The sequence below is a fragment of the Pseudomonas sp. CC6-YY-74 genome (assembly GCF_002025205.1).
Classification (GTDB): Bacteria; Pseudomonadota; Gammaproteobacteria; order Pseudomonadales; family Pseudomonadaceae; genus Aquipseudomonas; species Aquipseudomonas paeninsulae.
On record NZ_CP019947.1, the window covers coordinates 501,171 to 526,353 of the forward strand.

Below are 25,183 nucleotides of genomic sequence, written 5' to 3' on the forward strand. Positions count from 1 at the left end.
TCCCGTTACACGAGCACGCAAGGCAATTTTGGGCGACTTCGGTCGCCTTTTTTTATGCGCGCGATTTGTCCCTCGGTTGATCCGGGGGCGCGTCGTTGTTCAATCCAGGTGTTTGCTCACCCGAGTTACCGCCACGCTGAGCATCAGCACGGTGAAGACCAGGAGTGCCAGGATCTCCGGCCAGAGATCTATCAGCCCGGCGCTGCGCAGCATGATCCCGCGCGCCAGGCGCAGGAAGTGGGTCAGCGGCAGTAGTTCGGCGAACCACTGGGCGGCCTTGGGCATGCCAGCGAAGGGAAACATGAAGCCGGACAGCAGGATCTGCGGCAGGAAAGTGAAGAAGGCAACCTGCATGGCCTGGAACTGGGTCCGGGCCAGGGTCGAGATAAATACCCCGAGGGCCAGGCTGGCGGCGATGAAGAGCAGGGAGGCGCCATAAAGTTCCAGTATCGAGCCGCGGATCGGGACGTCGAACAGCAGGCGGCCAGTGAGCAGGATCACCGTTACCTGGATCAGGCCGATACCGACGAAGGGTAGAACCTTGCCGAGGGTCAGCTCCCAGGGTGACAGTGGCGTGGTGATCAGCATTTCCATATTGCCGCGTTCACGCTCGCGGACCAGGGCGATGGCGGTGAACATCACCATGGTCATGGTCAGGATCACCCCAATCAGGCCCGGCACGGTGTTTAGCGCCGCTAGACGCTCGGGGTTGTAGAAGTTGACCAGCTCGATCCCTTGGCGACTTTCCCAGCCTGGCAGCGGATAGTTCGCCAGCTGGCGCGCCGAGGCCTGCACGCTCTGATCCGAGCCATCCACTATCAGCTGTAGCGGCAGGCGTCCCTGCGGCAGGCGTCCCTGGCGTTCCAGGCGCGCCTCGAAATCCCTGGGGATTACCAGGGCGGCGCTGATCTTGCCCTGGCGCAGCAGGCTATCCATCTGCTGGGGGTTGCTCAGCTGGTAGCGCAGATTGAGGATCTGGCTGGAGCCGATTTCCGCCACCACCTCACGCGAGCGTGCGGTATTGGCCTGGTCGAGCACGGCGGCGTCGATGCCGCGCACGTCCATGTTGATGGCATAGCCGAACAGCACCAGTTGCAGCAGAGGAATGCCGACGATCATGGCGAAGGTCAGGCGGTCGCGACGCAACTGGCGCAGCTCTTTGACGATCACCGCTGTCAGGCGCCGCAGGTTCATCGCTGGGCCTGCACGGGTTGGCGGGTAACGCTGACGAAAACGTCTTCCAGGTTGGCCTGCGTGCTGCTTATGGTTGCATCGATGTGGGCGTCGCGCAGGCGCTGCTCGATAGGCCCGCGAGCGTCTTCGCTGGCGACCAAGACCCGCAATGCAACGCCAATCTGCGCCATGGCCAGCACGCCGCTGCAGTCGTGCAGTGCCTGCTTGGCCTGGCGCGGCTGCGCGCACTCGATCAGTAATGGGTGCCCAGGCAGGGCGTCGAGCAGCTCGCGCGGACTGCCGTCGGCGACCATGCGGCCGTCATCGAGGATGCCCAGGCGGGTGCAGCGTTCGGCTTCATCCATGTAGTGGGTGGAGACCAGCAGGGTGGTGCCGGCGTCGGCCAGCTCGAACAGCGACTCCCAGAACTCCCGGCGCGATTGCGGATCGACCGCGCTGGTGGGTTCATCGAGCAGCAACAGGTCGGGTTTGTGCAAGACCGCGCCGGCCAGCGCCAGGCGCTGCCGCTGTCCGCCGCTGAGGGTGCCGGCCATCTGCTGACGCTGGTCGCCCAGCCAGTAGCGCTCAAGCAGCTCGGCGATACGCTTACGCGCTGCACCCTTGTCCAGCCCCTGCACGGTGGCGAGAAAATCCAGGTTCTCGAGCACGCTGAGGTCTTCGTAGAGGGAGAACTTCTGGGTCATGTAGCCGATGCGCCGCTTGAGGGCCTCGGCATCCCGGGGGATCTGGTAGCCGAGCACCTCGATCTCCCCCGCACTGGGCAGCAGCAGGCCGCAGAGCATGCGGATGGTGGTCGACTTGCCGGAGCCATTGGGGCCGAGGAAGCCGAACACCTCGGCGCGACGTACGCGCAGATTCAGGTCGTCGACCGCGGTGAGTTGGCCGAAACGCTTGGTCAGGCCGCTGGCCTGAATCACCACCTCAGTGCTGGGCATTGGCGTCGCGCTCGGCGCTTAGCGGCAGCCCGGCCGGCAGCTGGCGGGCGCCATCGCCTTGCAGGCGCAGTTCGGCGCGGTACATCAGGCGGCTGGCATCGTCGCCGCTGAGGGCGAAATAGGGGGTGAAGCTGGCTTCGCTACGGATGCTACTGAGGGTGGCGGCGAAGGGCTGGGCGACGCCCTGGACAGTCACGCGCATGCTGTCGCCCAGCTGGAAGTGGGTGCGCTGGCTGGCCGGGATATAGATCCGTGCGTAAGGCGCGTCGCCGACCAGCAGGCTGGCCAGCTCGGCGCCGGCCGGCGGTTGGTCGCCGGGCTTGAAGGGCAGGGCGTCGACTAGTCCAGCCCGCGGTGCCCGCAGGCTCAGGTGCTCACGGTCGAGCTGCAGGCGGGCCAGGTTGGCGCGCACGGCCTCCAGGCTGGCGGCGGCTTGTTGCAGTTGTTCCGGGCGGGTGCCGTGGGTCAGTTCGCGCAGCTGGGCGTCGGCATTGCGGGTGGCGGCCCTGGCCTGATCGCGGCTGGCGCGGGCGCGATCCAGTTCGGCAATGGCCACCTGACGATGCTGGTAGAGGGTGTCGAAGCGCTGGAAATTGCGTTCCGCGTCAGTCAGCTCGGCGTGGTTGCGGGCCAGGATGGCCTGGGCGGCCTCGATGGTTTCCAGGCGCGCGCCGTTGCTCAGCTCGCTCAGGCGTGCTTCGGCCTGAGCCACCTCGCCGCGGGCCTGGGCGATGCGTGCATCCTGGCGGCGCGGATCGAGCTCCAGCAGCAGTTGCCCGGCCTCGACCCGGTCACCCTCGGCGACCTGCCAGCTGAGGATGGTTTCCGAGGCTTCGGCGGGCAGGCCGATGCGGTCCCACTCCAGGGTGCCGAGCAGGGCGTCGTCGCCTGCCGGTTCGCAGCCACTGAGCAGCGCGAGCAGGATCAGGCTGGGTAGCAGGCGTTTGCTCATTTCAGGGCTCCATTCCACGTTCGAGCAGGGCGAGGGTGTGCCGGGCGAGCGCCGCGTCGTCCAGTTCGGGGGCCGCAAACAGGCCGCGCCAGATGGGCGCGGCGGCATAGGGGAACAGGGTCAGGCCGATCAGCGAGACCACCAGCAGGCGCGGGTCGAGGTCGGGGTTCAGCGCACCGCGTCGCTGTGCGCTGGCGAAACGCTCGGCCAGCATGTGCGCCACCGCTGGGCCCACCCGGCTCATCAGCAATTCGCGCAAGCCGCCGCCTTCGCACAGCACTTCGCGCACCCATAGCGGCGGTAGCCAGGGGTGCGCTTGAACGGTTCGACGCATGCCCTGAATGAAGCCGCTGACCAGCGCGATCGGCTCATCGCCGACCTGACGCAACTCCTGGCCGAGCCCCATCAGCAGCGGTAACAAGCGCTCTTCGGCCACCGTAGCGAGCAGTTTGGCTTTGTTGCCGAAATAATAGTTGACCAGCGCGGGCGTGACCCCGGCCTGCTGGGCGATGCTGCGCAGGCTGGAGGCCTTGATCCCGTCATGGGCGAAGGCTTGCACGGCGACGTCCAGCAAGCGTTCGCGCTGCGCGGGCGAATCACCGGCCGGTCGACCTGGTGCACGGGGGGTGGTTACTTTGGTGGGTGTCTTCATGAATTAAAATTAAATATAAATATAAATAAACGCAAACAATAATTCTGCGCTGGTTGCAGTAAGGAAGGGCGCAAGGCGGCGACCGGCAAAGCCGGACGCCGCAGGGCGTGCTTAGCGGGTGCCGAGGAAGTCGCGCTTGCCGATTGCCACACCGTTATGGCGCAGGATGGCGTAGGCGGTGGTGACGTGGAAATAGAAGTTGGGCATGACGTGGTCGAGCAGGAAGGCCTGGCCCTGGAAGTGGGTTTCCTTGCCGCGGCGCGAGAGGGTCACGGTGCGCTCCTCGTTGCCGTCGATCTGCGCGGCGCTGACGCCTTGCAGAAAGGCCTGAACCTTGGCGATGCGTGCTTGCAGTTCGGCGAAGCTGGTTTCGTCATCGGCCTGGCTGGGCGCATCGATACCGGCCAGCAGCGCCGTGCCGGCCGAGGCGCCGTCGCAGGCGACCTGGACCTGACGGCTCAGCGGGAACATATCGGGGGCCAGGCGGGCATTGAACAATACGCTGGGGTCGATCTTGCGTGCTTCGGCGTCGGCGGCGGCGAGGCCGAGGATGGTCGACAGGTTGTTCAATTGACGGGTGAAGACCGGGATGGATGCTTGGTACATGGACAGGGACATGGAGTTCTCCAGTGAAACAAGTGGGGCGGCTCGAGAAGGGAATGCTCTTGCAAGCTGCCAGGGTAGGGTGGGCTTGTTGTTGTAGGGATGGGCTGTAGGGTCGGCCGGGTGGCGATCCGCTCAGCCCGCCTGCATCGATTCCAGCATGAGCCGAAACAAATCGCCGCCGAACAAATCCTTGGCCTTAACCGATGGTGATCGGCGGCAATTCGGCCAGTTCGACGGTCTGCGCTTTACGCGGGGCAAGGATTTCCGCCTCACCATCGACCACCAGTTCGTCGTGCTGGTTGAACACCCGGGTGGCGACGCGGACGCGGAATTTTGGCAGCTTTTCCAGGATTTCCAGGCGCACGGTGAGGGTGTCGCCGAGCTTCACTGGCGCGGTGAAGCGCATTTGCTGGCCGAGGTAGATGGTGCCGGGGCCAGGCAGTTCGCAGGCCACGGCCGCGCTGATCAGGGCGCCGCTGAACATGCCGTGGGCAATGCGCTGCTTGAACATGGTGGTGGCGGCATATTCGGCATCCAGGTGCACTGGGTTGCGGTCGCCGGACACAGCGGCGAACAGCTGGATGTCGCGCTCTTCGACGGTCTTGCTGTAGCTGGCGGTCTGGCCTACTTCGAGAGCGTCGTAAGGCGTGTTGCTGCTTTGACTCATGGGTGTGGCTCCTGGGGCTGAGGGTGAGGCTGGCGGGGATGGCTCAGGGCCTGTTCCAGCCAGTCGATCAAGTCGGTGGTGACAGCGTCGCGGTTGCTCTCGTTGAGCAGTTCGTGGCGAGCATCCGGATATAGCTTCAATTGCACCTGGGTATGTCCGGCCTCGCGCAGGGCATTGACCAGGTCGGCTAAGCGCTTGCCGTCGCTGACCGGGTCGCAGGCACCGCCGATCACCAGCAATGGCAGTTTGCAGTCGATCTGCGCCAGGTTGCGCGGCGGGGTGATCTGCAGCAGGCCGCCGAGCAGGTCGAGCCACAGCTGGTTGCTGCAGCGGAAGCCACAGAGCGAGTCGTTGACGTAGGCATCCACCTCGACAGGGTCGCGGCTCAGCCAATCGAAGCGGGTGCGATTGGGCTTGAAGGTTTTATTGAACGAGCCGAAGGAAACCAACTCGAGCAGTGCGCTTTGTTCGGTCGGCCCCTGACGCCAGCGCTCGAGGCGGGCAATCAGCCTGGCCGCGCGGTACAGCGCCAGCGGCTGGTAGTTGGAGCCGGACAGAATGGCCCCCTGCAGGCTGCAGCTGTGCTGCATCAGGTAGGCCTGGCCGATGTAGCTGCCCATGCTGTGGCCAAGCAGGAAGATCGGTGCTTGCGGGTGCTGCTGGCGAATATGGTGGTTGAGGCAGGCCAGATCGCCCACCACCAGGTTCCAGCCGTTGGCATCGGCATAGTGGCCGAGGTGGCCATGCTCGGCCGTCCTGCCGTGGCCGCGCTGGTCGTGAGCATAGAGTTCGAAGCCCACAGCGACCAGGGCGGCGCCCAGGCGCGCATAGCGTCCGCTGTGTTCGGCCATGCCGTGAGCGACCATCAGCACTGCTTTCGGCGGCTGTTCGGCGAACCAGCGGTTCACATAGAGCGGTGTGGCATCGCTGCTATTGAGCCAAAAAGCATTGTGCTGCATGGCGAATCCTTCGGCCTGCGAGAGTTCGGCATTGTAGAGCTTGCGCGCAGGCTTTTCCCAGCCGTATGGCGTGATCAAAGATTCACGCGGTCAATGACGCCACGCAAGTATTTGCGCTACGGGCCGGAGCTGCTAACGTCCGCTCACTCCCTGCTGGCCACCGTAGAGCCTTATGCCATGGTGATCTCAGCGAGGCAGACACTTTCAGGGAAAGAGGATAAAAATAATGCAGCCTGATTTCTGGAGCGACAAACGCCCGGCCGGCGTACCCAACGATATCGACCTGGGTGCCTACAAATCGGTGATCGAGGTGTTCGAGCGCTCGTGCAAGAAATTCGCTGACCGTCCGGCGTTCAGCAATATGGGGGTGACCCTGACCTATGCCGAGCTGGATCGCTTGTCTGGCGCCTTTGCCGGCTACCTGCAAAAGCACACCGATCTGCAGCCCGGCGAGCGCATCGCCGTGCAGATGCCCAATGTCCTGCAATACCCGATTGCCGTGTTCGGCGCCATGCGCGCCGGGCTGATCGTGGTCAATACCAATCCGCTGTACACCGCCCGCGAGATGCGTCATCAGTTCAAGGATGCCGGCGTGCGCGCGCTGGTCTACCTGAACATGTTCGGCAAGCTGGTGCAGGATGTGTTGCCGGATACGGAAATTGACTACCTGATCGAAGCGCGCATGGGCGACATGCTGCCGAGCCTCAAAGGCTGGCTGGTCAACAGCGTGGTGAAGAAGGTCAAGAAACTGGTGCCGGACTACCACCTGCCCCAGGCGGTGTCGTTCAAGGCGGCGCTCAAACAGGGCCATGGCCACGACCTTAAGGCGCTCACGGTCGGTCATGACGACATCGCCGTGCTGCAGTACACCGGTGGCACCACGGGGGTAGCCAAGGGTGCGATGCTGACCCACGGCAATCTGGTGGCGAACATGCTGCAGGTCGACGCCTGCCTGTCGCAGCTCGGTGACGACGGTACCCCGCTGATGAAGCAGGGCCAGGAAATCATGATCGCGCCGCTGCCGCTGTACCATATCTATGCGTTCACCGCGAACTGCATGTGCATGATGGTCAACGGCAATCTCAGCGTACTGATCAGCAACCCGCGCGATATTCCGGGCTTCGTCAAGGAACTGGGCAAGTGGCAGTTCTCCGCGCTGCTGGGCCTCAACACCCTGTTTGTCGCGCTGATGGATCACCCCGAATTCAAGAACCTGGATTTTTCCAAGCTCAAGGTCACCAACTCGGGCGGTACCGCGCTGGTCAAGGCCACCGCCGAGCGTTGGCAGGCCGTCACCGGCTGCCCCGTGGTGGAAGGCTACGGCCTTACCGAGACCGCGCCGGTGGCCAGCACCAACCCTTACGGCAGCCAGGCACGTCTCGGCACGGTCGGTATTCCGGTGCCGGGCACGGCGTTCAAAGTCATCGACGACGAGGGCAACGAGCAGGCGCTGGGCGAGCGTGGCGAGCTGTGCATCAAGGGCCCGCAGGTGATGAAGGGCTACTGGCAGCTCGAAGAAGCCACCCGCGAGGTGCTGGACGCCGAGGGCTGGTTCAAGAGCGGTGATATCGCGGTGATCGACCCGGACGGTTACGTGCGCATCGTCGATCGCAAGAAGGACATGATCATCGTCTCCGGTTTCAACGTGTACCCCAACGAGATCGAAGATGTAGTCATGGCTCACCCGCAAGTCGCCAGCTGTGCGGCGATTGGCGTACCCGACGAGAAATCCGGCGAGGCGGTCAAGCTGTTCGTCGTCGCCCGTGACGGCGCCCTCAGCGCCGAGGCGCTCAAGGCCTACTGCCGGGAAAACTTCACCGGTTACAAGGTGCCCAAGCACATCGTCTTCAGGGAGTCACTGCCGATGACCCCGGTGGGCAAGATCCTTCGTCGCGAACTGCGCGATATCGCCTAGGTTGGGCCGCGCAAGCCGCACTCGTTCAGCTTGCGGCCAAGCGCCGCAAGCCTTGTCCTGCAAGCGCGGCGGGCGTTCGCAAAAGCTGAGCAAAATATGACTTTAAAATATAATTTGTCACTTTTATGACTTATAGGGCAGCGTTTGGTGCTAGGCGCTCCCAGGCAAAGCTGCTACTCTCGGCCCGCATTTTGGCCGTCTGCCAGGCCGAAAAATGGGCAAACACACAATAAACAACCGCCTCTGCGCGGTGAAGATAAGCTGTTGCTTAGGAGTGGGCTTCCATGACCGAAAACTTTTGGAAGGACAAGTATCCCGTTGGGATTGCTGCCGAAATCGATCCCGATCAGTACCCGAATATTCAGGCGGTACTGAAACAGTCCTGCCAACGCTTCGCTGACAAGCCTGCCTTCAGCAACCTCGGCAAGACCCTGACCTACGGCGAGCTGTATGAGTTGTCCGGTGCCTTCGCCGCCTACCTGCAGCAGCACACCGACCTGCAGCCTGGCGATCGCATCGCCGTGCAACTGCCCAACGTCCTGCAATACCCGGTCGCCGTGTTCGGCGCCCTGCGTGCCGGGCTGGTCGTGGTCAACACCAACCCGCTGTACACCGCGCGGGAACTGGAGCACCAGTTCAACGATTCCGGGGCCAAGGCCCTGGTCAGCCTGGCCAATATGGCTCACCTGGTCGAGCAAGTGCTGCCCAAGACCGGGATCAAGACCGTCATCATCAGTGAAGTCGGCGACATGCTGCCGCCGCTCAAGCGCCTGCTGGTCAACAGCGTGGTCAAGTACGTGAAGAAGATGGTACCGGCCTACAAGCTGCCGCACGCCGTCAAGTTCACCGAAGCCCTGAGCAAAGGCCGCGGTAAAGCCGTCAGGGAAGCCAATCCGGTCAGCAGCGAGATCGCCGTGCTGCAGTACACCGGTGGCACCACCGGGGTGGCGAAGGGCGCGATGCTGACCCACCGCAACCTGATCGCCAATATGCTGCAGGCCCGCGCGATGATGGCGTCGAACATGAATGAGGGCAGCGAGATCATCATCGCGCCGCTGCCGCTCTATCATATCTACGCCTTCACCTTCCATTGCATGGCCATGATGCTGATCGGCAACCATAACGTGCTGATCACCAACCCACGGGACCTGCCGGGCATGGTCAAGGACCTGGCGCGTTACAAGTTCAGCGGTTTCGTTGGCCTCAATACCCTGTTTGTCGCCCTGTGCCACAGCCAGGACTTCCAGAAGCTCGACTTCTCCTCGCTGAAGATTACCCTGTCCGGTGGCATGGCTCTGCAATTGGCCACTGCCGAGCGCTGGACCCAGGTGACCGGCAGCCCGGTTTGCGAAGGCTTCGGCATGACCGAAACCAGCCCGGTGGCCTCGGTCAACCCGATCCAGAGTATCCAGTTGGGCACCATCGGCATCCCGGTGCCTTCGACTCAGTGCAAGGTCATCGACGACGACGGCAATGACCTGCCGCTCGGCGCGATTGGCGAGTTGTGCGTCAAGGGTCCGCAGGTGATGAAGGGCTACTGGCAGCGCCAGGACGCCACCGACGAAATCCTCGACGCCGAGGGCTGGTTGAAGACCGGCGATATCGCGGTGATCCAGGAAGACGGTTACATGCGTATCGTCGACCGCAAGAAGGACATGATTCTGGTGTCCGGCTTCAACGTCTACCCGAACGAACTGGAAGACGTGCTGGCGACCCTGCCGGGTGTGCTGCAGTGCGCGGCCATCGGCATTCCGGACGAGAAGTCCGGTGAAGCGATCAAGATATTCGTGGTCGCCAAGCCCGGTGTGACCCTGACCAAAGAGCAGATCATGCAGCACATGCGCGCCAACCTCACCGGCTACAAGGTGCCGAAAGCCGTGGAATTCCGCGATGCGCTGCCGACCAGCAACGTCGGCAAGATCCTGCGCCGTGAACTGCGCGACGAAGAGTTGAAGAAATTGGGCAAGAAGTAAACCCCCCGCTGCGTAACCAAAGCCCCGCCCAGTGCGGGGCTTTGTCGTTTTACTGACCTCGGTCCAACGGCCAGACCACGCAACCCATCCGCAGGGTGTTACTCGCCGCGGGCAACCCGCCGTAAATAATCGGTGCGCCACACCACTTTGGCGGGCTGTCGCTGCGCGCCGAACCCGGACCGGCCTACGTACTGTCGTTTTTCACGGCGCAAATCTGCGACAATCTCCGCCCATTATTTTTCGATGGGCACGCTCGCGTGCCCACACCGCTTTGCCACGGCTGCCTGATGACCGACCCGATTACCGATACCGATCACCTGCTGAAAAACCTCGACCAGGCCCTGCTGGCCGACCGTCATCGCCTGCGTCGCCAGCTCCACGAGCTGCGCAAGCAAGCGCTGCCGGACGAGGCCAAGCTGGCGCAGTGGCTGGAGCGCTTGCAGGCCTCTGCGGCCAAGGTCGAGGCGCGGCGTCTCAGCGTGCCGGCCATGCGCTACGACGATGCCTTGCCCATCGCCGCCAAGCGCGACGAGATCAAGGCTGCCATCGCCAAGCACCAGGTGGTGGTGATCGCCGGCGAAACCGGCTCGGGCAAGACCACTCAGTTGCCGAAGATTTGCCTGGAGCTGGGCCGCGGCGTGCATGGCCTGATCGGCCACACCCAGCCCCGGCGTCTGGCCGCGCGTAGTGTGGCCATGCGGGTGGCGGAAGAAATCGGCACGCCACTGGGCGAGCTGGTCGGCTACCAGGTGCGTTTCGAGGACAAGAGCAGCGAGCGCAGCCTGATCAAGCTGATGACCGACGGCATCCTGCTGGCCGAGACCCAGCACGACCGCTTTCTCGACAAGTACGACACCCTGATCGTCGACGAAGCCCACGAACGCAGCCTGAACATCGACTTCCTCCTCGGTTACCTGAAAACCCTGCTGGTGCGGCGCCCCGACCTCAAACTGATCATCACCTCGGCGACCATCGACCTGCAGCGCTTCTCCGAGCATTTCGACGGCGCGCCCATCGTCGAGGTGTCCGGGCGTACCTATCCGGTGGATACCTGGTACCGGCCGCTGACGTCCGAGCAGGACGAGGACGGCAATCGGGTCGAGGAAGACCTGTCGGTTGATCAGGCGATTCTCGCCAGCCTCGACGAGATCGCCGCATTCGAGCAGAGCGAAGGTACGCGACCCGGCGATGTGCTGGTGTTCCTCCCCGGCGAACGCGAGATTCGCGATTGTGCCGAGGTGCTGCGCAAGGCCAATCTGCGCTTTACCGAAGTGCTGCCGCTGTATGCGCGGCTGAGCCCGGCCGAGCAGCAGAAGATCTTCCAGCCCATGGGCGCACGCAAGATCGTCCTGGCCACCAACGTCGCCGAGACCTCGCTGACCGTACCGGGCATCCGCTACGTGATCGACAGCGGCACGGCGCGGATCAGCCGCTACAGCTACCGCGCCAAGGTCCAGCGCCTGCCCATCGAAGCCGTGTCCCAGGCCAGCGCCAACCAGCGCAAGGGTCGCTGCGGGCGGGTCGAGGCGGGCATCTGCGTGCGCCTGTTCAGCGAGGAAGACTTCAACGGCCGGCCGGCCTTCACCGATCCGGAAATCCTGCGCACCAACCTGGCGGCGGTGATCCTGCAGATGCTCCATCTGCGTCTGGGCGAGATTGAGGATTTCCCTTTTATCGAGCCGCCGGACGGCAAGGCCATCAGCGACGGCTTCAACCTGCTGCAGGAACTCTCGGCGGTCAGCCGCGAGGGCCAGCTGACCGCGCTGGGTCGCCAGCTGGCACGCCTGCCAGTCGATCCGCGACTCGGCCGCATGGTCCTCGAAGGTGCCAAGCAGGGCAGTCTCGAAGAAGTGCTGATCATCGCCAGCAGCCTGTCGGTGCAGGACCCGCGCGAGCGGCCCTCGGATCGCCAGCAGGCCGCCGACCAGGCCCACGCGCAATGGAAAGATGTGGATTCCGACTTCGCCGCGCTGATCAACCTGTGGCGCGGCTTCGAGGAGCAGCGCCAGGCCCTCGGCTCCGGCGCGCTGCGCAGCTGGTGCCGGCGGAATTTCCTCAATTACCTGCGCCTGCGCGAATGGCGCGACGCGCACCGCCAGCTGGTGCTGATCGCCCGCGAGCTGCAGCTGTCCCCAGGTGGCAATACCCAGGGTAGCCGTAGGGTGGCCAGCGCCGCAGGCTCGTCCACCGCTGGCAAACCGGCGCAGGGTTCGGCCTTGCCTGAATCGCAGGATCGCCAGCCAGGAGCAGGCGGCGACTCTGGCGCCTACAAGGAAAAAGAGCTGGCTGAAAAAGACCAGGCCGCCCAGCGCAGCAAGGGCTACGCCTCGGTGCACAAGGCGATCCTCTCCGGGCTGCTCAGCCAGATCGGTCAGAAGACCGAAGACGGCGATTTTCTGGGCGCGCGGCAGCGGCGCTTCTGGGTGCATCCGTCGAGCGTGATCGGACGCAAGAAACCCACCTGGATCATGGCTTCCGAGCTGGTCGAGACCACCAAGCTGTTTGCGCGCATGGTGGCCAAGATCGAGCCGGACTGGATCGAGCCGCTGGCGCCGCACCTGATCAAGAAGAATCATCTGGAGCCGCACTGGGAGAAGAAGCGCGGCCAGGTCGTGGCCTTTGAACAGATCAGCCTCTACGGCCTGATCGTGGTTGGGCGTCGGCCGGTGCATTACGGTCCCATCGACCCAGTGGTGTCGCGCGAGCTGTTTATCCGCGAGGGCCTGGTCGGTGGCGAAATCCTCTCCCGGGCCAAGTGCCTGACCGCCAACCGGCAACTGCTGGAACAGCTCGACGAACTGGAGGCCAAGGCCCGTCGCCGCGACATTCTCGCCGACGAGGAAACCCTGTTCGCCTACTACGAAGCGCGCCTGCCGGGCGAGATCCACCAGGCCGCAACCTTCGACAGCTGGTACAAGCTCGAGAGCCAGAAAGACCCGCAGCTGCTGATCATGCGCGAGGAAGACGTGCTGGCCCGCGATGCCAAGGAAATCACCGCCGCGCAGTACCCGGATACCCTGCGACTGGGCGAACTGACCCTGCCGCTGAGCTACCACTTCGAGCCCAATCACTCGCGCGACGGCGTCACCCTGCGCGTACCGGCGCCGCTGCTGCCGCAACTGCCAGCCGAGCGCCTGCAATGGCTGGTGCCCGGCCTGCTGGAAGCCAAGTGCGTGGCGCTGGTGCGTAACCTGCCGAAGGCCCTGCGCAAGAACTTCGTGCCGGTGCCGGATTTCGTCGGCGCCGCGCTGAGCAAGTTGAGCGTCGGCCAGGGCAGCCTGCCTCTCGCCCTGGGCCGCGAACTGCAACGCATGACCGGCGTGCGGGTGGCCGACGAGGCCTGGGTCGAGGCCGAGGCGCAGCTCGACAGCCACCTGAAGATGAACCTGGAGGTGGTCGATACCCACGGCAAGCTCCTCGGCGAAGGCCGCGACCTGGCCGAGCTGTGCGCACGCTTCGCCGAAGCCAGCCAGGCCGCGTTGGCCCTGCCGCAGACCGAGAAGAGCCAGAAGTCGGTGGAGGCCAAAGCCTTCGTCGCCGTGGCCGAAAAAACCCAGCAGCAGATTGCCGGCCTGTCGCTGACCGTGTATCCGGCGCTGGTGGAGGAGGCCGGCACGGTCAAGGAAGGTCGCTTCCCGACCCAGGCCGAAGCCGAATTCCAGCACCGCCGCGCCCTGCAACGCCTGCTCCTGCAACAGCTGGCCGAACCGGCCAAATTCCTGCGCGGCAAGCTGCCGGGGCTGACCGAGCTGAGTCTGTTGCATCGCGACCTGGGCCGCGTCGAGGCACTGGTCGAGGACATTCTGCTGGCCAGCCTGGACAGCTGCATCCTCGATGGCGAAACCCCGCTGCCCCGCGACGGCGCCGCCCTGGCTGCCCTGGCCGAGAAGAAACGCAGTGCCTGGAGTGAGCACGCCGAGCGCCTGGCCAGGCTGTGCCTCGAGACTCTCAAACTCTGGCACGGCCTGCAGAAGCGCTTCAAGGGCAAGATCGACCTGGCCCAGGCCATCGCGTTGAACGACATCAAGCAGCAGCTGAGCAACCTGGTCTACCCCGGCTTCGTCCGCGAAACCCCGGGCGAGTGGTTGAAGGAACTGCCGCGTTACCTGAAAGCCATCGAACAGCGTCTGGACAAGATCGCCGGCCAGCTGCAGCGCGACCGGGTCTGGAGCGGTGAGCTGGCCGGCTACTGGGAGCAGTACCAGGCGCGCCTGGGCAAACACCGCCAGGAAGGCAAGCGCGATTCGCAACTGCAGCTGTATCGCTGGATGCTCGAGGAATACCGGGTGTCGCTGTTCGCCCAGCAATTGGGCACCAAGATGGCGGTCTCGGACAAGCGCTTGAGTAAGCAGTGGAGCGGGGTGGACGGCTGACGGCCGAGCCGCCGATAGACCCGACGGAGGGTGTTTTCAGCCGAGGTCGGGAGTCGCCAGGTAGGCGCTGTCGGCAGCATCGCGGGCTACCACCCGATTGCGCCCGCCACGCTTGGCCGCATACGTGCGGCGATCTGCAGCCAGCAGCAGATCGTCAAGGCCTTGGCCATCATCGCCCAGGCTCGCCACTCCGGCGCTGAGCGTCATCTGCAAGCGGATAGCTCCGCACTGTACTGGTGCGGTAGCCAGTCGGGCTCGCAGAATTTCGGCAATGGTCATGGCCTGGTCGAGGTCGGTGTTGGGCAGCAGCACGGCGAACTCCTCACCGCCCAAACGGCAGAACAAATCGGTGGCGCGCAGGCGCTGGGCCAACACCTCGGCCAAGTGGCGCAGGGCTTGATCGCCAATGTCATGACCATGCTGGTCATTGATCTGCTTGAAGTGGTCGACATCCAGAAACAGCAGGGACAGCGCTGTACCGTTGCGCCGCGCATTGGCGCACTCGCGCTTGAACACCTCGGCCAGCTTCATGCGGTTGGCCAGCCCTGTGAGGTGATCGGTCGTGGCCAGTTCGAGCAGTCGCCGTTCGTTATCCCGACGGCTGCGTTCATAGATATACGAGAACAGTATCATCGCCAGACTGGCCAGGCAGACATTGGCGATTACCGCCATGTTGAGCAAATAATCGTCAGACATATAGCGGTAGTTGAAGGCCAGCAAGCCGATGCTGACAAACACCAGGGAAACCACAAAACCCATGCGCAGGCCGAGCAGCAGGTAGCAGATGATGGGGATGGTCTGAATCCAGGCGAACACCGCAAAGGATGATTTCGGCAGCAGCAACGAGATCATCATGATGCTGAAAAAGGGCAGCAGGTAGGCCAGGGTCCAGGCCCGTAAATACAGGGTTTTATCGACGATACGCAGCATATAAATCGAGAAACAGACGTAAACCACTTCCAGCGCCGTTAGCAGCCATATCCCTCTGAGGGCATTGACCGTCGAGAAGAACACGCCGCCGATCACCGTGGTCCACAGCAACGCCTTGAGCACCATGCGTCGATGCTGCTGGTTGGATTCGAGTTGTTCAGACATCGAGCGTCCTCTCAGGCCGCGGATTCATTGGTGCAGCCCTTGCGAGGTCGCTGCTGGCCAGATGCTATCGGCCATGAGTGGATAATCCTGAGGTGGTTTTGTCGTTGCGCAGCGGCTCCTCGTTATTTGCCCTTAACCCTGATGTCCAGGACCCGCTGAGCGCCGCTCAGGTGAGCCTTGTGAGCCGTGGTCTGCGATCCCCGCATGAGCGCGTTGTCACTGCCCAGTACGATGCCTGATCAATGCGCCGCCATGACACGCTTTGGCGGCGGCTCGGTTTACCTGATCCGGCGCAAGCCGGTATGGTGCCGCCATCGACCAACATGAACGGAGAAGCCCGATGAGCCTGTACGGCGATTACGACCCGCAGAACATCTTTGCCCAGATCATTCGCGGCGAGGCCCCCTGCTACAAGCTGTACGAGGATGACGACGTACTCGCCTTCCTCGACCTGTTTCCGCAGTCCCATGGCCATACCCTGGTGATTCCCAAGCGCGTGGCGGCGCGCAATATCCTCGACATCGACGCGGACAGCCTGTGCAAGCTGATGCGGGTGACCCAGCAGCTCTCCCAGGTGCTGGTGGACGAGTTGCAGCCGGAGGGCGTGCAAGTGGCGCAGTTCAACGGTGCGCCGGCCGGGCAGACGGTGTTCCACATCCATATGCACATAATCCCGCGCTTCGCCGGCCAGGGCCTGGGTATCCACGCCAGCAGCAAGGCCGACCCGCTCGAACTGGAAACGCTGCAGGCGCGGTTGCTGCAGCGCCTTCGCGGCTGAGGGGCGCGCGAGGATACACTGCAACCCGCAACCCGTAGGGCGTACTCGCCGCAGGCAGTACGCCGTGGTTGATCGGTGCGGCGCAAGTCTGGCGGGCTGTCGCTGCGCTCCGAGGCCGCCCTACGGACAGAACGGGCCGCTCGATCTGGAGCAAACCGCGCTGCGTAGGATCACTCGCCGCAGGCAGTACGCCGTGGTTGATCGGTGCGGCGCAAGTCTGGCGGGCTGTCGCTGCGCTCCGATGCCGCCCTACGCCCCGAACGAATCGCCGCCCGGGCCGCCGGAGGGCCGACTAGAGGCTCGGTTCGGTCAGCAGCGGCAGGCGGCAGCGTTCGACACGCCACCAGGTCGGCAGCAGGCGGCGGATGGCGGGCTGGTTGAAGCGATCGTCGATCAGGTAGACCACGCCCTGGTCGTCCGTGGTGCGGATTACTCTGCCGGCGGCCTGCACGACTTTCTGCAGGCCGGGGTAGAGGTAGGTGTAGTCGTAGCCCAGGTGGTTGCCGAACATGCCCTGCATGCGCTGCTTGATTTCCTCGTTGACCGGGTTGATCTGCGGCAGGCCGAGGGTGGCGATGAAGGCGCCGATCAGGCGGTCGCCGGGCAGGTCGATGCCCTCGCCAAACGCGCCGCCGAGCACGGCGAAGCCGATGCCCTGGCCGGCGCTGCTGAAGCGATCGAGAAAAGCCTGGCGCTGGCTTTCGTCCATCTGCCGCGACTGTTGCCAGATCGGGATCTGCGGGTGGGCGGCGCTGAATTCATCCAGCACCAGGCCCAGGTAGGCGTAGCTGCTGAAGAAGGCCAGGTAGTTGCCCGGCCGTTCGGCGAATTGGCGCGCCATCAGCGCGGCGATCGGCGCCAGCGAGTAGTCGCGGTGGGCGAAGCGGGTCGACAGGTTACTGACCGCCTGCACCTGCAATTGCTCGGCGCTGAACGGCGACTCGACATCGATCCACGGCGTCTGCTGCGGCAGGCCGAGCAGGTCGGCGTAGTAGTGCGCGGGGCTCAGGGTCGCGGAGAACAGGGTGCAGCTGTGGGCGGCGGCGAAGCGCGGGGCGAGGAAGGGCGCCGGCACTATATTGCGGATGCACAGGGTGGAGGTCGCGGGCCCGCTGGGGTTGTCGTCGCGGCTGATGTCGAACAGCGAATGGCTGTCGAAGGCCTCGGCGAGGCGGCAGAACAGCATGGCGTCCAGGTAGAAGTGCAGCAACTCAGCGGCGTTGCCCGCCGGTTGATCGGTGAGGTGATCGGTGAGGGTGCTGACGGCCTTGTGCAGGGCCATGATGAACAGGTCGGGGGCGGCGGGGTAGACCTGATAGGCCGCCTCCTGGTCGCGCTGCAGTTGTTGCCAATGCCGGTTGACCCGTTCTAGTGGGCCTTTCATTACTGGCGGGGCGATGCGTCTGAGGGCCTCGAAGCGGGTCTGCTCGAGTTCGGCGGTGTACATGCCGCGGCCGCGTTCGATCAGGTTGTGCGCCTCGTCCACCAGCAGGGTCACGCGCCACTCGTTGAGCAGGGTCAGGCCATGCAGCAGGCCGCCCATGTCGAAGTAGTAGTTGTAGTCGCAGACCACCACGTCGGCCCAGCGGCACAGTTCCTGGCTCAGGTAATAGGGACAGATTCGATGTTCCAGCGCGGTTTCGCGCACGCTGTCCTGGTCCAGCCACTGGCGTTCCAGCGCGGCCTGGCGCGCGGCCGGCAAGCGGTCGTAGAAACCCTTGGCCAGCGGGCAGGAGTCGCCGTGGCAGGCCTTGTCCGGATGTTCGCAGGCCTTGTCGCGGGCGACGTGTTCCAGCACCCGCAGCGGCATCGCGCGTTCCTGGCTGCGCAGGGTCGCCAGGGCGTCCAGCGCCAGGCGCCGGCCGGGGGTCTTGGCGGTGAGGAAGAACAGCCGATCCAGCTCCTGCTCGGGGAAGGCCTTGAGCTGCGGAAACAGGGTGCCGAGGGTCTTGCCGATGCCGGTGGTGGCCTGGGCCATCAGGCTGTGGCCGTCACGGGCGGCGCGGTACACCGACTCGGCCAACTGGCGCTGGCCGCTGCGAAACTGCTGGTGGGGGAAGCGCAGGCGCTCGAGCGCCTGGTTGCGCAGCAGGCGATGTGCGCGCTCGTGCTCGGCCCAGGTGATGAAAAGGCTGCAGTGCAGTTCGAAGAACTCACGCAGTTCATCGGCGCTGCAGCGCTGATGGAAGGCGGTTTCGTGCTGGCTGAGGACGTTGAAATAGACCACCGCCAGGTCGATCTCGGCCAGGCCGCGTTGCTGGCACAGCAACCAGCCGTAGACCTTGGCCTGGGCCCAATGCAGCAGGCGGTGGTTCTCCGGGATGCGCGCGATGTCGCCGCGGTGGGTCTTGATCTCTTCCAGGCGGTTGTCGTCCGGGTCATAGCCGTCGGCCCGGCCGCGCACCTGCAGGCCCTGGTATTCGCCGCTCAGCGGCAGTTCCGCCTGGTAACCCGGACCGCGCCGGGAGACCACGATGGCGTGGCCGGTCATGCCTTCCTGGGCGGTGGGCGAGGGGGTGAAGCGCAGATCCAGGTCACCGACCTTGGCGGTGAATTCGCAGAGCGCGCGCACCGCCACCTGGTAGTTCATGGCCCCGTTATTCACGACTAGTTGCGTCATGCGTCGGCCCACTGTACGTAGCAGACGTCCACCGGCATGCCGTGCTCGGCGCAGAACGCCAGCCAGCGGCGCTGGTTGTCCTGCAGGCGGTCGCCGGGGCCTTTGACCTCGATCATCCGGTAGCGCCGCTGCGCCGGCCAGAACTGGATCAGGTCGGGCATGCCCGCGCGGTTGGCCTTGATATCACCCAGCAGGCGCTGGAACCAGGCCCGCAGGTGCGTCGCCGGCAGGCAGTCGAGGGCTTGCTCCAGTAACTGTGGATCGAGGGCGTTCCAGAACACGAAGGGCGACTGGACGCCGTATTTGTCGGCATAGGTCTGGCGGATCGTGCTCTTGTAGGCATCTGAATCCAGTTGCGCCAGGCAGGCGACGAACAGTTCGGCGCGGCGCGGCTGGAAGTCGGGGCTGAGCAGATCCAGTGGACCGCTCTGGAACGGATGGAAGAACGCGCCCGGCAGCGGGGCGAAGATCGCCGGCCAGCAGAGCAGGCCGAACAGGCTGCAGATCAGGCTGTTCTCGACGTAGTGCACCGGCGCGTCCGCTTCGCTCAGGTGCAGCTTGACCCCGTATTCGACACTCTGCCCTGCGGGCCTGGGCAGGCACAGGTCGAGGCGGGCCGGTGCGGGCGGCTTGGGTTTGGTTGGTTGGGCCAGGCCGAGCTGGCGGCGCAGACGCAGCAGCACGCGCTCCAGCCCTTGTGCTTCGGCCTCGTTTTCCGCTGCCACGGCCGCCTGGCAGGCCAGCTCATGCGCTTCGGCGGCGCGGCCCAGGCGTTCCAGTACGCGGATGCGGCGCAGGCGGGCGCCGGTAAATGGGCAGTCGACATAGCAGGCCAGGGCGTTTTCCAGCTCCCCGGCGCGCTCCAGATGCTGGCCCAGGCGAAACCGCAGCTTGGCCCGGCGCATGGCGAGAAAGGGCGTGGCGCAGTCCAGCGCAGCGATCTGTTGCAGCACTTCGGCGACCGGCTCGCCGGCCTCGCCACGTTCATGGCAGCGTTGCAGCGCCAGGTAGCAGTCCAGCTCTGCGCGCTGGCGGAATACCCGGGAGTCGGCACTCAGCGCGACCGGCTCGTAGCGGAAGATGCCCAGGTCGGCGAGGACGAACTCCGACCAGTCCTGCTGCAGGTTGCCGAAAAACAGCAGGCGCAGGCGTTCGCAGAGCGGATTGATGACCAGGCTGTAAACCTGCTCGTCGAGCCCTGGGCACCAGTCGGCAAAGCTGCGCGACCGGCTGTGCTCGGCGGCCAGCTGAGCGAGCAACTGAGGTTTCTTCAAGGCTTTGTGTGCGCGCGCGGCGAAAGCCTCGAGCAGTTCTTCCTTGCGCAGCAGCTCGAACAACTCTGCCAGCGACAGCTCGGCGTCATGCCGAATCCAGCCGGCGTCGAGCAGCGCCTGGGCGGCGTGCAGCGGGCAGCCAATCTCGGCGTAGGCCAGCTTGCTGGCGCGAAAATGCGGGCCCTTGCGCATGATCATGCGGACCAGCAACGCCTGGCTGGGCAGCGCCAGTTCGCCGAAGCGGCGCAGGAATGCCTGCTCCTCGGCCAGCAACAGGTCGTGATGTCGCTCCTGGAGCCAGGTCAGGGCTTTATGGAAGTTGCACAGGTAATACAGGCTGGGGTCGAGCTGAGGCTGCATGGGAAAACCGAATACTGTTTGCATGTACAGATATCAGCGCGCCGCTCGCTTTGCAACGAGCAGGGGATGGGAGGCTGAGTCCGGCGCCCAGGTGTGGCGAGTTCAGAAGAGTTGTGAGCAGCGCGGCACACGTGGCAAGCCGCTGGCACAGGGCGCTATCGTAGGGTGGCGTTGAGCGCAGCGATAGCCATCACCGCGAAGATCAACCCGCACGTGGGCAGGCTTGCAGTTGCTGCTGCCAACCATTGCCGGGCAGGGGCGTGATTGATGGATGAGCGAGGGGTATTGCAGCGCTCAAACCTACGCAGCCCGCCGCATCCTACAAACGCCGTCACCCCTGGGATTGCCTTCCGGCCGCTGCCAAGACCGCACTCGGCATAGCGACGGCGCGAACCGACGGCAGAATCCGCCTCCGACTGCTTTACTTGAGCGCGGCAGCCGCACCGTCAATACTGAGCCGGCTTCGATCATCCACCCCGTAAGGATTCCCATGCGATTGATTTGTGCAGTTCTGCCCCTGCTGGCGTTGGCCGGTTGTTCGTCCTTTCAGGCTGCTCCCGAGAAGGTGAGCGCGGTGCCCAGTGAACGCTTGCTGGCCTACCAGCAGCCAGTCGAGGGCGGCGGGCTGATCGTGGTCAACCGCGACCTGGGCATGCTCGGCGGCGGCTGCTACGTGGCGGTGCTGGTCGATCGCCAAGTGGCGGCGCGCATCGGCATGGGCGAACAGGCGCGCTTCCATGTGCCGCCGGGTAACCGGGTGGTCGGCATTGGCATCGATGAGGCTGACGACACCCTCTGCGGCAAGGGCCGGCTGCGCCGCGAACTGGCTGTGCGGGTAGCAGAGGGTGAAAGCCAGCACCTGCGCATCATCAGTGAAGCCAAGAGCGGATTCGATATCCGTCCTGCCACGCCCTGATTGCTCGCAAGACTGAAAGGCTGTGAAAAAATGCTTACCTACTGCGACCGCCTCCAGACGCCCGCTGCTGGCGCTCGATATGTTCACAGCCTCTGAGCCTTGGCCACTGGGGATTTCCCAGCAGCCTGCAGTGCTGATCTACTACAGCTCCCCATTACTGGGAGCGGCGGTTAGCGAGCGCGCCGTTGAGAATCTGCTTGTCGAGGAAAATATCCGTGGCCGGAACCAGCCTGTTAGCTCTGCTTGACGATATCGCCAGCATGCTCGACGACGTGGCGTCGATGACCAAGATCGCCGCGAAGAAGAGCGCGGGCATGCTGGGTGACGACCTGGCCTTGAATGCCCAGCAGGTCTCGGGGGTCAAGGCCGAGCGCGAGCTGCCGGTGGTTTGGGCGGTTGCCAAGGGGTCGCTGCTGAACAAACTGATTCTGGTGCCGGCGGCGCTGGTTATCAGTTTGCTGGCGCCCTGGGTGGTTACCCCGCTGCTGATGCTTGGCGGCGCTTTTCTCTGCTATGAAGGTTTCGAGACGCTGGCCCACAAACTGCGGCCCAGCAAGGATAAGGAGCAGGCACACAAAGCCGAGCTGACGGCCGCATTGACCAACCCCGCCATCGATCTGGTCGCTTTTGAGCGCGACAAGATCAAGGGGGCGGTGCGTACCGACTTCATTCTCTCGGCGGAAATCATCGTTATCACCCTCGGCACCGTGACCGGCCAGCCTCTGGTCACTCAGCTCGGCGTGCTCGCCGGCATCGCCCTGCTCATGACTGTCTGCGTCTATGGGCTGGTGGCCGGCATCGTCAAGCTGGACGACGGCGGCCTGTACCTTTCCCAGCGCAGTGGCAGCGGCCTGGTCGGGCGCCTGCAGCGCAGTATCGGTGGCGGCATTCTCAGCGCCGCGCCCTACCTGATGAAGAGCCTGGCGGTGATTGGCACGGTGGCGATGTTCATGGTCGGCGGCGGCATCCTCAGTCACGGCATTCCAGGAGTTCAAGCACTGATCGAAGGCTTCGCCCACGGCCTGCAAGCCGTGCCGACACTCGGCGGCGCACTGGCGACGATTACCCCAACGCTGCTGGACATGCTGCTGGGTGTGCTGGCCGGCGCGCTGGTGCTGGTCGGGGTGACGGCCTTGGGGCGCCTGTACCGGGTGTTCAAGTCGGCATAGGCGGCCAGGACTCTGGGCGGTCTCGATCATGAGCCGGCTGATAAGAGCTATTTGACCCGAGCAAACGCCTGCGGGGTAACGCGCCAGCGACGTGCCTTATGCATAGCGTTTGGTTAAGGGGCTGGCTTTAGCCAGTCCCAGTGAGGGCAGCGAACGACTTGAACCACTAGTTAGACGGCACCTGCGCCAAGCCAGGTGAGCGCCGCTACGATCGATAGCGCGATCCAGCCAGGGTGCCGCCCCTTGGTTCCGACGAGCACAAGAACCGCTCCCCCAAGATTGGCGAAAACGATGGCGCCAGCCACGAGCGATGCAGACATGGTGTGGCCCAGCGCCAGTTGGAGTAGCAAGCCCGCGAACGCCCAGCCAAATAATGTGGCGAGGTGCCACGTGGCCCAAATGATTCGGACGTGGCGTTCACGCAGCGGTGGGGCACCTAGCGCCGGCACCAGGCTGCCATTACGGAGGTGTCGAAAGATGAGAATCTCGCCAAATGCCGAGTGCACTAGGCCGGTTACTGCCGAGAGTATTGCTGCAACTAAATACGGGGTTTGCATGCGGATATTCTTAAGGCTCGGTGTGGCGCCTAACGTTCAGGTTAAGGGGCTGGCTTTAGCCAGTCCCAGTGAGCGTAGCGAACGGCTTGAATGCTGTAATGGACTCTCCCCGCGCCACAGTTCTATACCGAGAGTGGTGGTGACTGATCATTGGGAGAGGCGTTATGAAGCGAATTTCGGCTGATCTGGTCAAGTCCGTTTACCACGTTGCCGAGAGTGTCCGTTCCGGCCAGGTGGTGCAGCGTAAGCGGCTGAACCGAGAGGCGTTTAGGCGATATATACAGGAGCAGGCCGAGCCGGACGAGTGGCTAATGGAGGCCTGTGGCACGGCGCATTACTGGGGCCGCGTGGCGCTGTCATTTTTACTGTATGAAGCTCGATTTATCAGTATGTATTTTTATCTTTTTCTTCTGTTGCGTTTTTAAATAAAATCGATTTGGCCATCATCATTTACCATTTAGTAAAGATGATTTAAGACAATGCCAGTGTTAAAAAACAGCCGATATCGTAGGCGGTCATATGATTTTTAATGACTTTTATGTGTTTTCTTTCTCTGTGTTTTCTTTCTCTGTTTTTTCTATAGCTGCACTTAGTTTTTGATATATACCGAGCGCCACAATTAAAATCGCTGATACCATGATGAGTAAAGCTGGATACAGTAAAAGGCTAAGGTCTTTCGTTCCTGCTTTAAATATAAAAACCAACCCTTCAATGCTGACAGCAATAGTAATTATTACAATTATTTTTGTAATTGTTCTTCTGGCTTCTTTAGGGTCTCGCAGCTCTTTTTCCTTAAATACTTCTTCTTCCATCATATACTGTGCAACATCAATAATGGCTGCAGCTATTATGATAGCGGCTACAGACTGAAGCATTAGTGGAATAAATCCAGTGTCATCCTTTATTCCGGAAATGACGTCATAAACAGACCACAGCATAATTATCAGGGATAGGAGTATAAGAACTACAGCCGCGAACAGGTGAACTCCAGAGAATATAGTATTAAACAATTTTTTCATATTTTTTGACCTTTAAGAGTTCCTGAACTCATAGAATAAGTGCAACGTTTGAGACGACAGGCAGAGAGCCAGCCACCGGTAGAATCCAGGCTCTCACACCGAAGGATTCAAGCGCAGATGACTACGCCTTACCGGCAGCTGACTCAGGGCCAACGTTACCAGATTGAGGCCGGTTTAATCGCCGGCAATAACCAGATCAGCCTTGCTAAACAGCTTGGCGTGCATCCCGCGACCATCAGCCGAGAGATCCGCCGCAACTGCGCAGAAAACCGCTACGCAGCTGTTTCAGCGACCCAGAAAAGCGATGCGCGCCGTGCCCAAGCACACAAGTACTGCAAGCCCGTTGCCTGGTTCCGTCACTACCTGCCGATCTGGCTTCAGCACGGGATGAGCCCAGAACAAATTGCTCATCGTTTAAAGCAAGAGCGGCCTGATGACACTGCGAGTCATGAGTGGATTTACCAATTCATCGCCATCGACAAGCGCCGTGGCGGTGATTTGTATACGCACCTTCGCCACCGTCGGAAATGCTACCGAAAGCGCTACGGAAGCCACGACCGACGCGGACAACTACGAAATCGCGTGTCGATCAGTGAGCGGCCTGCTGAGGTCGAAACACGTGAACGGCTAGGCGATTGGGAGGGTGATACGGTGCACGGCCTCGGCGGCAATATCGTGACGTTGGTTGATCGAAAAAGCGGCTACCTGAGCGCCTACCCGGTCAAGCGCAGAACACGGAGACAGGTGACGCGAGCAATCAACCTGCTGCTCAAGGGTCATGTGGCAAACACGTTGACGCTGGACAATGGCCGGGAGTTTGCCGGCCATGAATGCATCGCCCGCAAGAGCCAATGCGCGGTCTATTTTGCTGACCCGTATTCGTCTTGGCAGCGCGGCAGCAATGAAAATGCGAATGGCCTGTTGCGGCAGTATTTTCCCAAGGGCAGCGACTTTAGCAAGCTGACTGTGGAGGCCGTTAATCAGGCGGTAATGAAGATCAATTTACGACCACGCAAACGCTTGGGCTGGAAGACACCATACGAAGTACAAGCAGGGGTAAGCGTTGCACTTATGCGTTGAATTCAGGCCTGGAAAAGCCATGAGCCTTTCTATCAAGCGCCGGTCAGCCTACCGTTTGCGCTGCGCCGCAAGTATCCGAACGCACCGCG

General features: G+C 63.0%; 19 protein-coding genes and 1 pseudogene. 8 read left to right on the forward strand and 12 right to left on the reverse strand.

Annotated features, from left to right (window positions below; all coding sequences use genetic code 11):
• Positions 1–99: 99 nt before the first annotated feature.
• The 7 genes from B2D37_RS02335 to B2D37_RS02365 form a co-directional block, all read right to left on the reverse strand.
• The gene (locus B2D37_RS02335; protein WP_079201213.1) at positions 100–1,194 is read right to left on the reverse strand and encodes an ABC transporter permease; all 1,095 of its coding nucleotides are present in this window, start codon (positions 1,192–1,194) and stop codon (positions 100–102) included.
• A complete protein-coding gene (locus tag B2D37_RS02340; protein ID WP_218190362.1) occupies positions 1,191–2,129 on the reverse strand; it encodes an ABC transporter ATP-binding protein in 939 nt (312 codons plus the stop codon). The genes B2D37_RS02335 and B2D37_RS02340 overlap by 4 nt, the downstream gene beginning before the upstream one ends.
• Positions 2,116–3,081 carry an HlyD family secretion protein gene (locus tag B2D37_RS02345; protein WP_079201214.1) on the reverse strand — a complete coding sequence of 322 codons (966 nt, stop codon included), beginning with the start codon at positions 3,079–3,081 and terminating at the stop codon, positions 2,116–2,118. Before B2D37_RS02345 ends, B2D37_RS02340 begins: the two co-directional genes overlap by 14 nt.
• 1 nt (position 3,082) lies before the next feature.
• Positions 3,083–3,733 (reverse strand): TetR/AcrR family transcriptional regulator, encoded by a 651-nt coding sequence (locus B2D37_RS02350; protein WP_079201215.1) that lies wholly within the window; start codon positions 3,731–3,733, stop codon positions 3,083–3,085.
• A gap of 111 nt (positions 3,734–3,844) precedes the next feature.
• Positions 3,845–4,351, reverse strand: a complete 507-nt coding sequence (locus tag B2D37_RS02355; protein WP_079201216.1) for a DUF1993 family protein — start codon at positions 4,349–4,351, stop codon at positions 3,845–3,847.
• A 184-nt stretch (positions 4,352–4,535) separates the two neighbouring features.
• Entirely contained in the window at positions 4,536–5,006 is a 471-nt protein-coding gene (locus tag B2D37_RS02360; RefSeq protein ID WP_079201217.1) for a MaoC family dehydratase, read from the reverse strand.
• Complete coding sequence (locus tag B2D37_RS02365; RefSeq protein ID WP_079204879.1) at positions 5,003–5,965, reverse strand: alpha/beta hydrolase; 963 nt, start codon at positions 5,963–5,965, stop codon at positions 5,003–5,005. The genes B2D37_RS02360 and B2D37_RS02365 overlap by 4 nt, the downstream gene beginning before the upstream one ends.
• A gap of 226 nt (positions 5,966–6,191) precedes the next feature.
• Between B2D37_RS02365 and fadD2 the strand changes: the two genes are divergently transcribed.
• From fadD2 to hrpA, 3 genes are all read left to right on the forward strand, one after another.
• Positions 6,192–7,880: a long-chain-fatty-acid--CoA ligase FadD2 gene (gene fadD2 / locus B2D37_RS02370; RefSeq protein WP_079201218.1), complete on the forward strand. Its 1,689-nt coding sequence runs from the start codon at positions 6,192–6,194 to the stop codon at positions 7,878–7,880.
• Between the two features lie 284 nt (positions 7,881–8,164).
• On the forward strand, positions 8,165–9,853 hold the full coding sequence (gene fadD1, locus B2D37_RS02375; protein ID WP_079201219.1) for a long-chain-fatty-acid--CoA ligase FadD1: 1,689 nt from the start codon (positions 8,165–8,167) through the stop codon (positions 9,851–9,853).
• A gap of 287 nt (positions 9,854–10,140) precedes the next feature.
• Complete coding sequence (gene hrpA / locus B2D37_RS02380) at positions 10,141–14,226, forward strand: ATP-dependent RNA helicase HrpA (RefSeq protein WP_079201220.1); 4,086 nt, start codon at positions 10,141–10,143, stop codon at positions 14,224–14,226.
• A 36-nt stretch (positions 14,227–14,262) separates the two neighbouring features.
• Here the strand turns inward: hrpA and B2D37_RS02385 are convergent, their stop codons facing one another.
• Positions 14,263–15,321 carry a GGDEF domain-containing protein gene (locus B2D37_RS02385; RefSeq protein ID WP_079201221.1) on the reverse strand — a complete coding sequence of 353 codons (1,059 nt, stop codon included), beginning with the start codon at positions 15,319–15,321 and terminating at the stop codon, positions 14,263–14,265.
• Positions 15,322–15,661: 340 nt separating this feature from the next.
• Between B2D37_RS02385 and B2D37_RS02390 the strand changes: the two genes are divergently transcribed.
• A complete protein-coding gene (locus B2D37_RS02390) occupies positions 15,662–16,099 on the forward strand; it encodes an HIT family protein (protein WP_079201222.1) in 438 nt (145 codons plus the stop codon).
• Between the two features lie 292 nt (positions 16,100–16,391).
• Here B2D37_RS02390 and B2D37_RS02395 read toward each other — a convergent pair whose 3' ends face one another.
• Entirely contained in the window at positions 16,392–18,689 is a 2,298-nt protein-coding gene (locus B2D37_RS02395) for an ATP-dependent DNA helicase (protein WP_079201223.1), read from the reverse strand.
• A 26-nt stretch (positions 18,690–18,715) separates the two neighbouring features.
• A complete protein-coding gene (locus B2D37_RS02400; protein WP_256573140.1) occupies positions 18,716–20,377 on the reverse strand; it encodes a VRR-NUC domain-containing protein in 1,662 nt (553 codons plus the stop codon).
• 466 nt (positions 20,378–20,843) lie between these two features.
• Between B2D37_RS02400 and B2D37_RS02405 the strand changes: the two genes are divergently transcribed.
• Together B2D37_RS02405 and B2D37_RS02410 are read left to right on the forward strand one after the other, a co-directional pair.
• Positions 20,844–21,269 (forward strand): 3-isopropylmalate dehydratase, encoded by a 426-nt coding sequence (locus B2D37_RS02405; RefSeq protein ID WP_079201225.1) that lies wholly within the window; start codon positions 20,844–20,846, stop codon positions 21,267–21,269.
• Between the two features lie 215 nt (positions 21,270–21,484).
• A complete protein-coding gene (locus tag B2D37_RS02410) occupies positions 21,485–22,438 on the forward strand; it encodes a DUF808 domain-containing protein (RefSeq protein WP_079201226.1) in 954 nt (317 codons plus the stop codon).
• A gap of 170 nt (positions 22,439–22,608) precedes the next feature.
• On the opposite strand, the gene B2D37_RS02415 is transcribed toward B2D37_RS02410, so the two are convergent.
• Complete coding sequence (locus B2D37_RS02415; RefSeq protein ID WP_079201227.1) at positions 22,609–22,995, reverse strand: hypothetical protein; 387 nt, start codon at positions 22,993–22,995, stop codon at positions 22,609–22,611.
• A 164-nt stretch (positions 22,996–23,159) separates the two neighbouring features.
• On the opposite strand from B2D37_RS02415, the pseudogene B2D37_RS02420 reads away from it, so the two are divergent.
• Positions 23,160–23,354 (forward strand): annotated as a pseudogene (locus B2D37_RS02420) (IS110 family transposase); the annotation flags it as partial.
• Positions 23,355–23,531: 177 nt separating this feature from the next.
• On the opposite strand, the gene B2D37_RS02425 reads toward B2D37_RS02420, so the two are convergent.
• Positions 23,532–24,014 (reverse strand): hypothetical protein, encoded by a 483-nt coding sequence (locus tag B2D37_RS02425; RefSeq protein WP_079201229.1) that lies wholly within the window; start codon positions 24,012–24,014, stop codon positions 23,532–23,534.
• 117 nt (positions 24,015–24,131) lie between these two features.
• Here B2D37_RS02425 and B2D37_RS02430 point away from each other — a divergent pair, with 117 nt between their 5' ends.
• Positions 24,132–25,094, forward strand: coding sequence for an IS30 family transposase (locus B2D37_RS02430; protein WP_079201230.1), 963 nt, complete (start codon positions 24,132–24,134; stop codon positions 25,092–25,094).
• Positions 25,095–25,183: the final 89 nt, after the last annotated feature.

Coding starts and splice junctions, on each gene's coding strand:
- B2D37_RS02335 (WP_079201213.1), bottom strand. CDS start 1,194: ATGAACCTGCGGCGCCTGACAGCGGTGATCGTCAAAGAGCTGCGCCAG.
- B2D37_RS02340 (WP_218190362.1), bottom strand. CDS start 2,129: ATGCCCAGCACTGAGGTGGTGATTCAGGCCAGCGGCCTGACCAAGCGT.
- B2D37_RS02345 (WP_079201214.1), bottom strand. CDS start 3,081: ATGAGCAAACGCCTGCTACCCAGCCTGATCCTGCTCGCGCTGCTCAGT.
- B2D37_RS02350 (WP_079201215.1), bottom strand. CDS start 3,733: ATGAAGACACCCACCAAAGTAACCACCCCCCGTGCACCAGGTCGACCG.
- B2D37_RS02355 (WP_079201216.1), bottom strand. CDS start 4,351: ATGTCCCTGTCCATGTACCAAGCATCCATCCCGGTCTTCACCCGTCAA.
- B2D37_RS02360 (WP_079201217.1), bottom strand. CDS start 5,006: ATGAGTCAAAGCAGCAACACGCCTTACGACGCTCTCGAAGTAGGCCAG.
- B2D37_RS02365 (WP_079204879.1), bottom strand. CDS start 5,965: ATGCAGCACAATGCTTTTTGGCTCAATAGCAGCGATGCCACACCGCTC.
- fadD2 (WP_079201218.1), top strand. CDS start 6,192: ATGCAGCCTGATTTCTGGAGCGACAAACGCCCGGCCGGCGTACCCAAC.
- fadD1 (WP_079201219.1), top strand. CDS start 8,165: ATGACCGAAAACTTTTGGAAGGACAAGTATCCCGTTGGGATTGCTGCC.
- hrpA (WP_079201220.1), top strand. CDS start 10,141: ATGACCGACCCGATTACCGATACCGATCACCTGCTGAAAAACCTCGAC.
- B2D37_RS02385 (WP_079201221.1), bottom strand. CDS start 15,321: ATGTCTGAACAACTCGAATCCAACCAGCAGCATCGACGCATGGTGCTC.
- B2D37_RS02390 (WP_079201222.1), top strand. CDS start 15,662: ATGAGCCTGTACGGCGATTACGACCCGCAGAACATCTTTGCCCAGATC.
- B2D37_RS02395 (WP_079201223.1), bottom strand. CDS start 18,689: ATGAACTACCAGGTGGCGGTGCGCGCGCTCTGCGAATTCACCGCCAAG.
- B2D37_RS02400 (WP_256573140.1), bottom strand. CDS start 20,377: ATGCAAACAGTATTCGGTTTTCCCATGCAGCCTCAGCTCGACCCCAGC.
- B2D37_RS02405 (WP_079201225.1), top strand. CDS start 20,844: ATGCGATTGATTTGTGCAGTTCTGCCCCTGCTGGCGTTGGCCGGTTGT.
- B2D37_RS02415 (WP_079201227.1), bottom strand. CDS start 22,995: ATGCAAACCCCGTATTTAGTTGCAGCAATACTCTCGGCAGTAACCGGC.
- B2D37_RS02425 (WP_079201229.1), bottom strand. CDS start 24,014: ATGAAAAAATTGTTTAATACTATATTCTCTGGAGTTCACCTGTTCGCG.
- B2D37_RS02430 (WP_079201230.1), top strand. CDS start 24,132: ATGACTACGCCTTACCGGCAGCTGACTCAGGGCCAACGTTACCAGATT.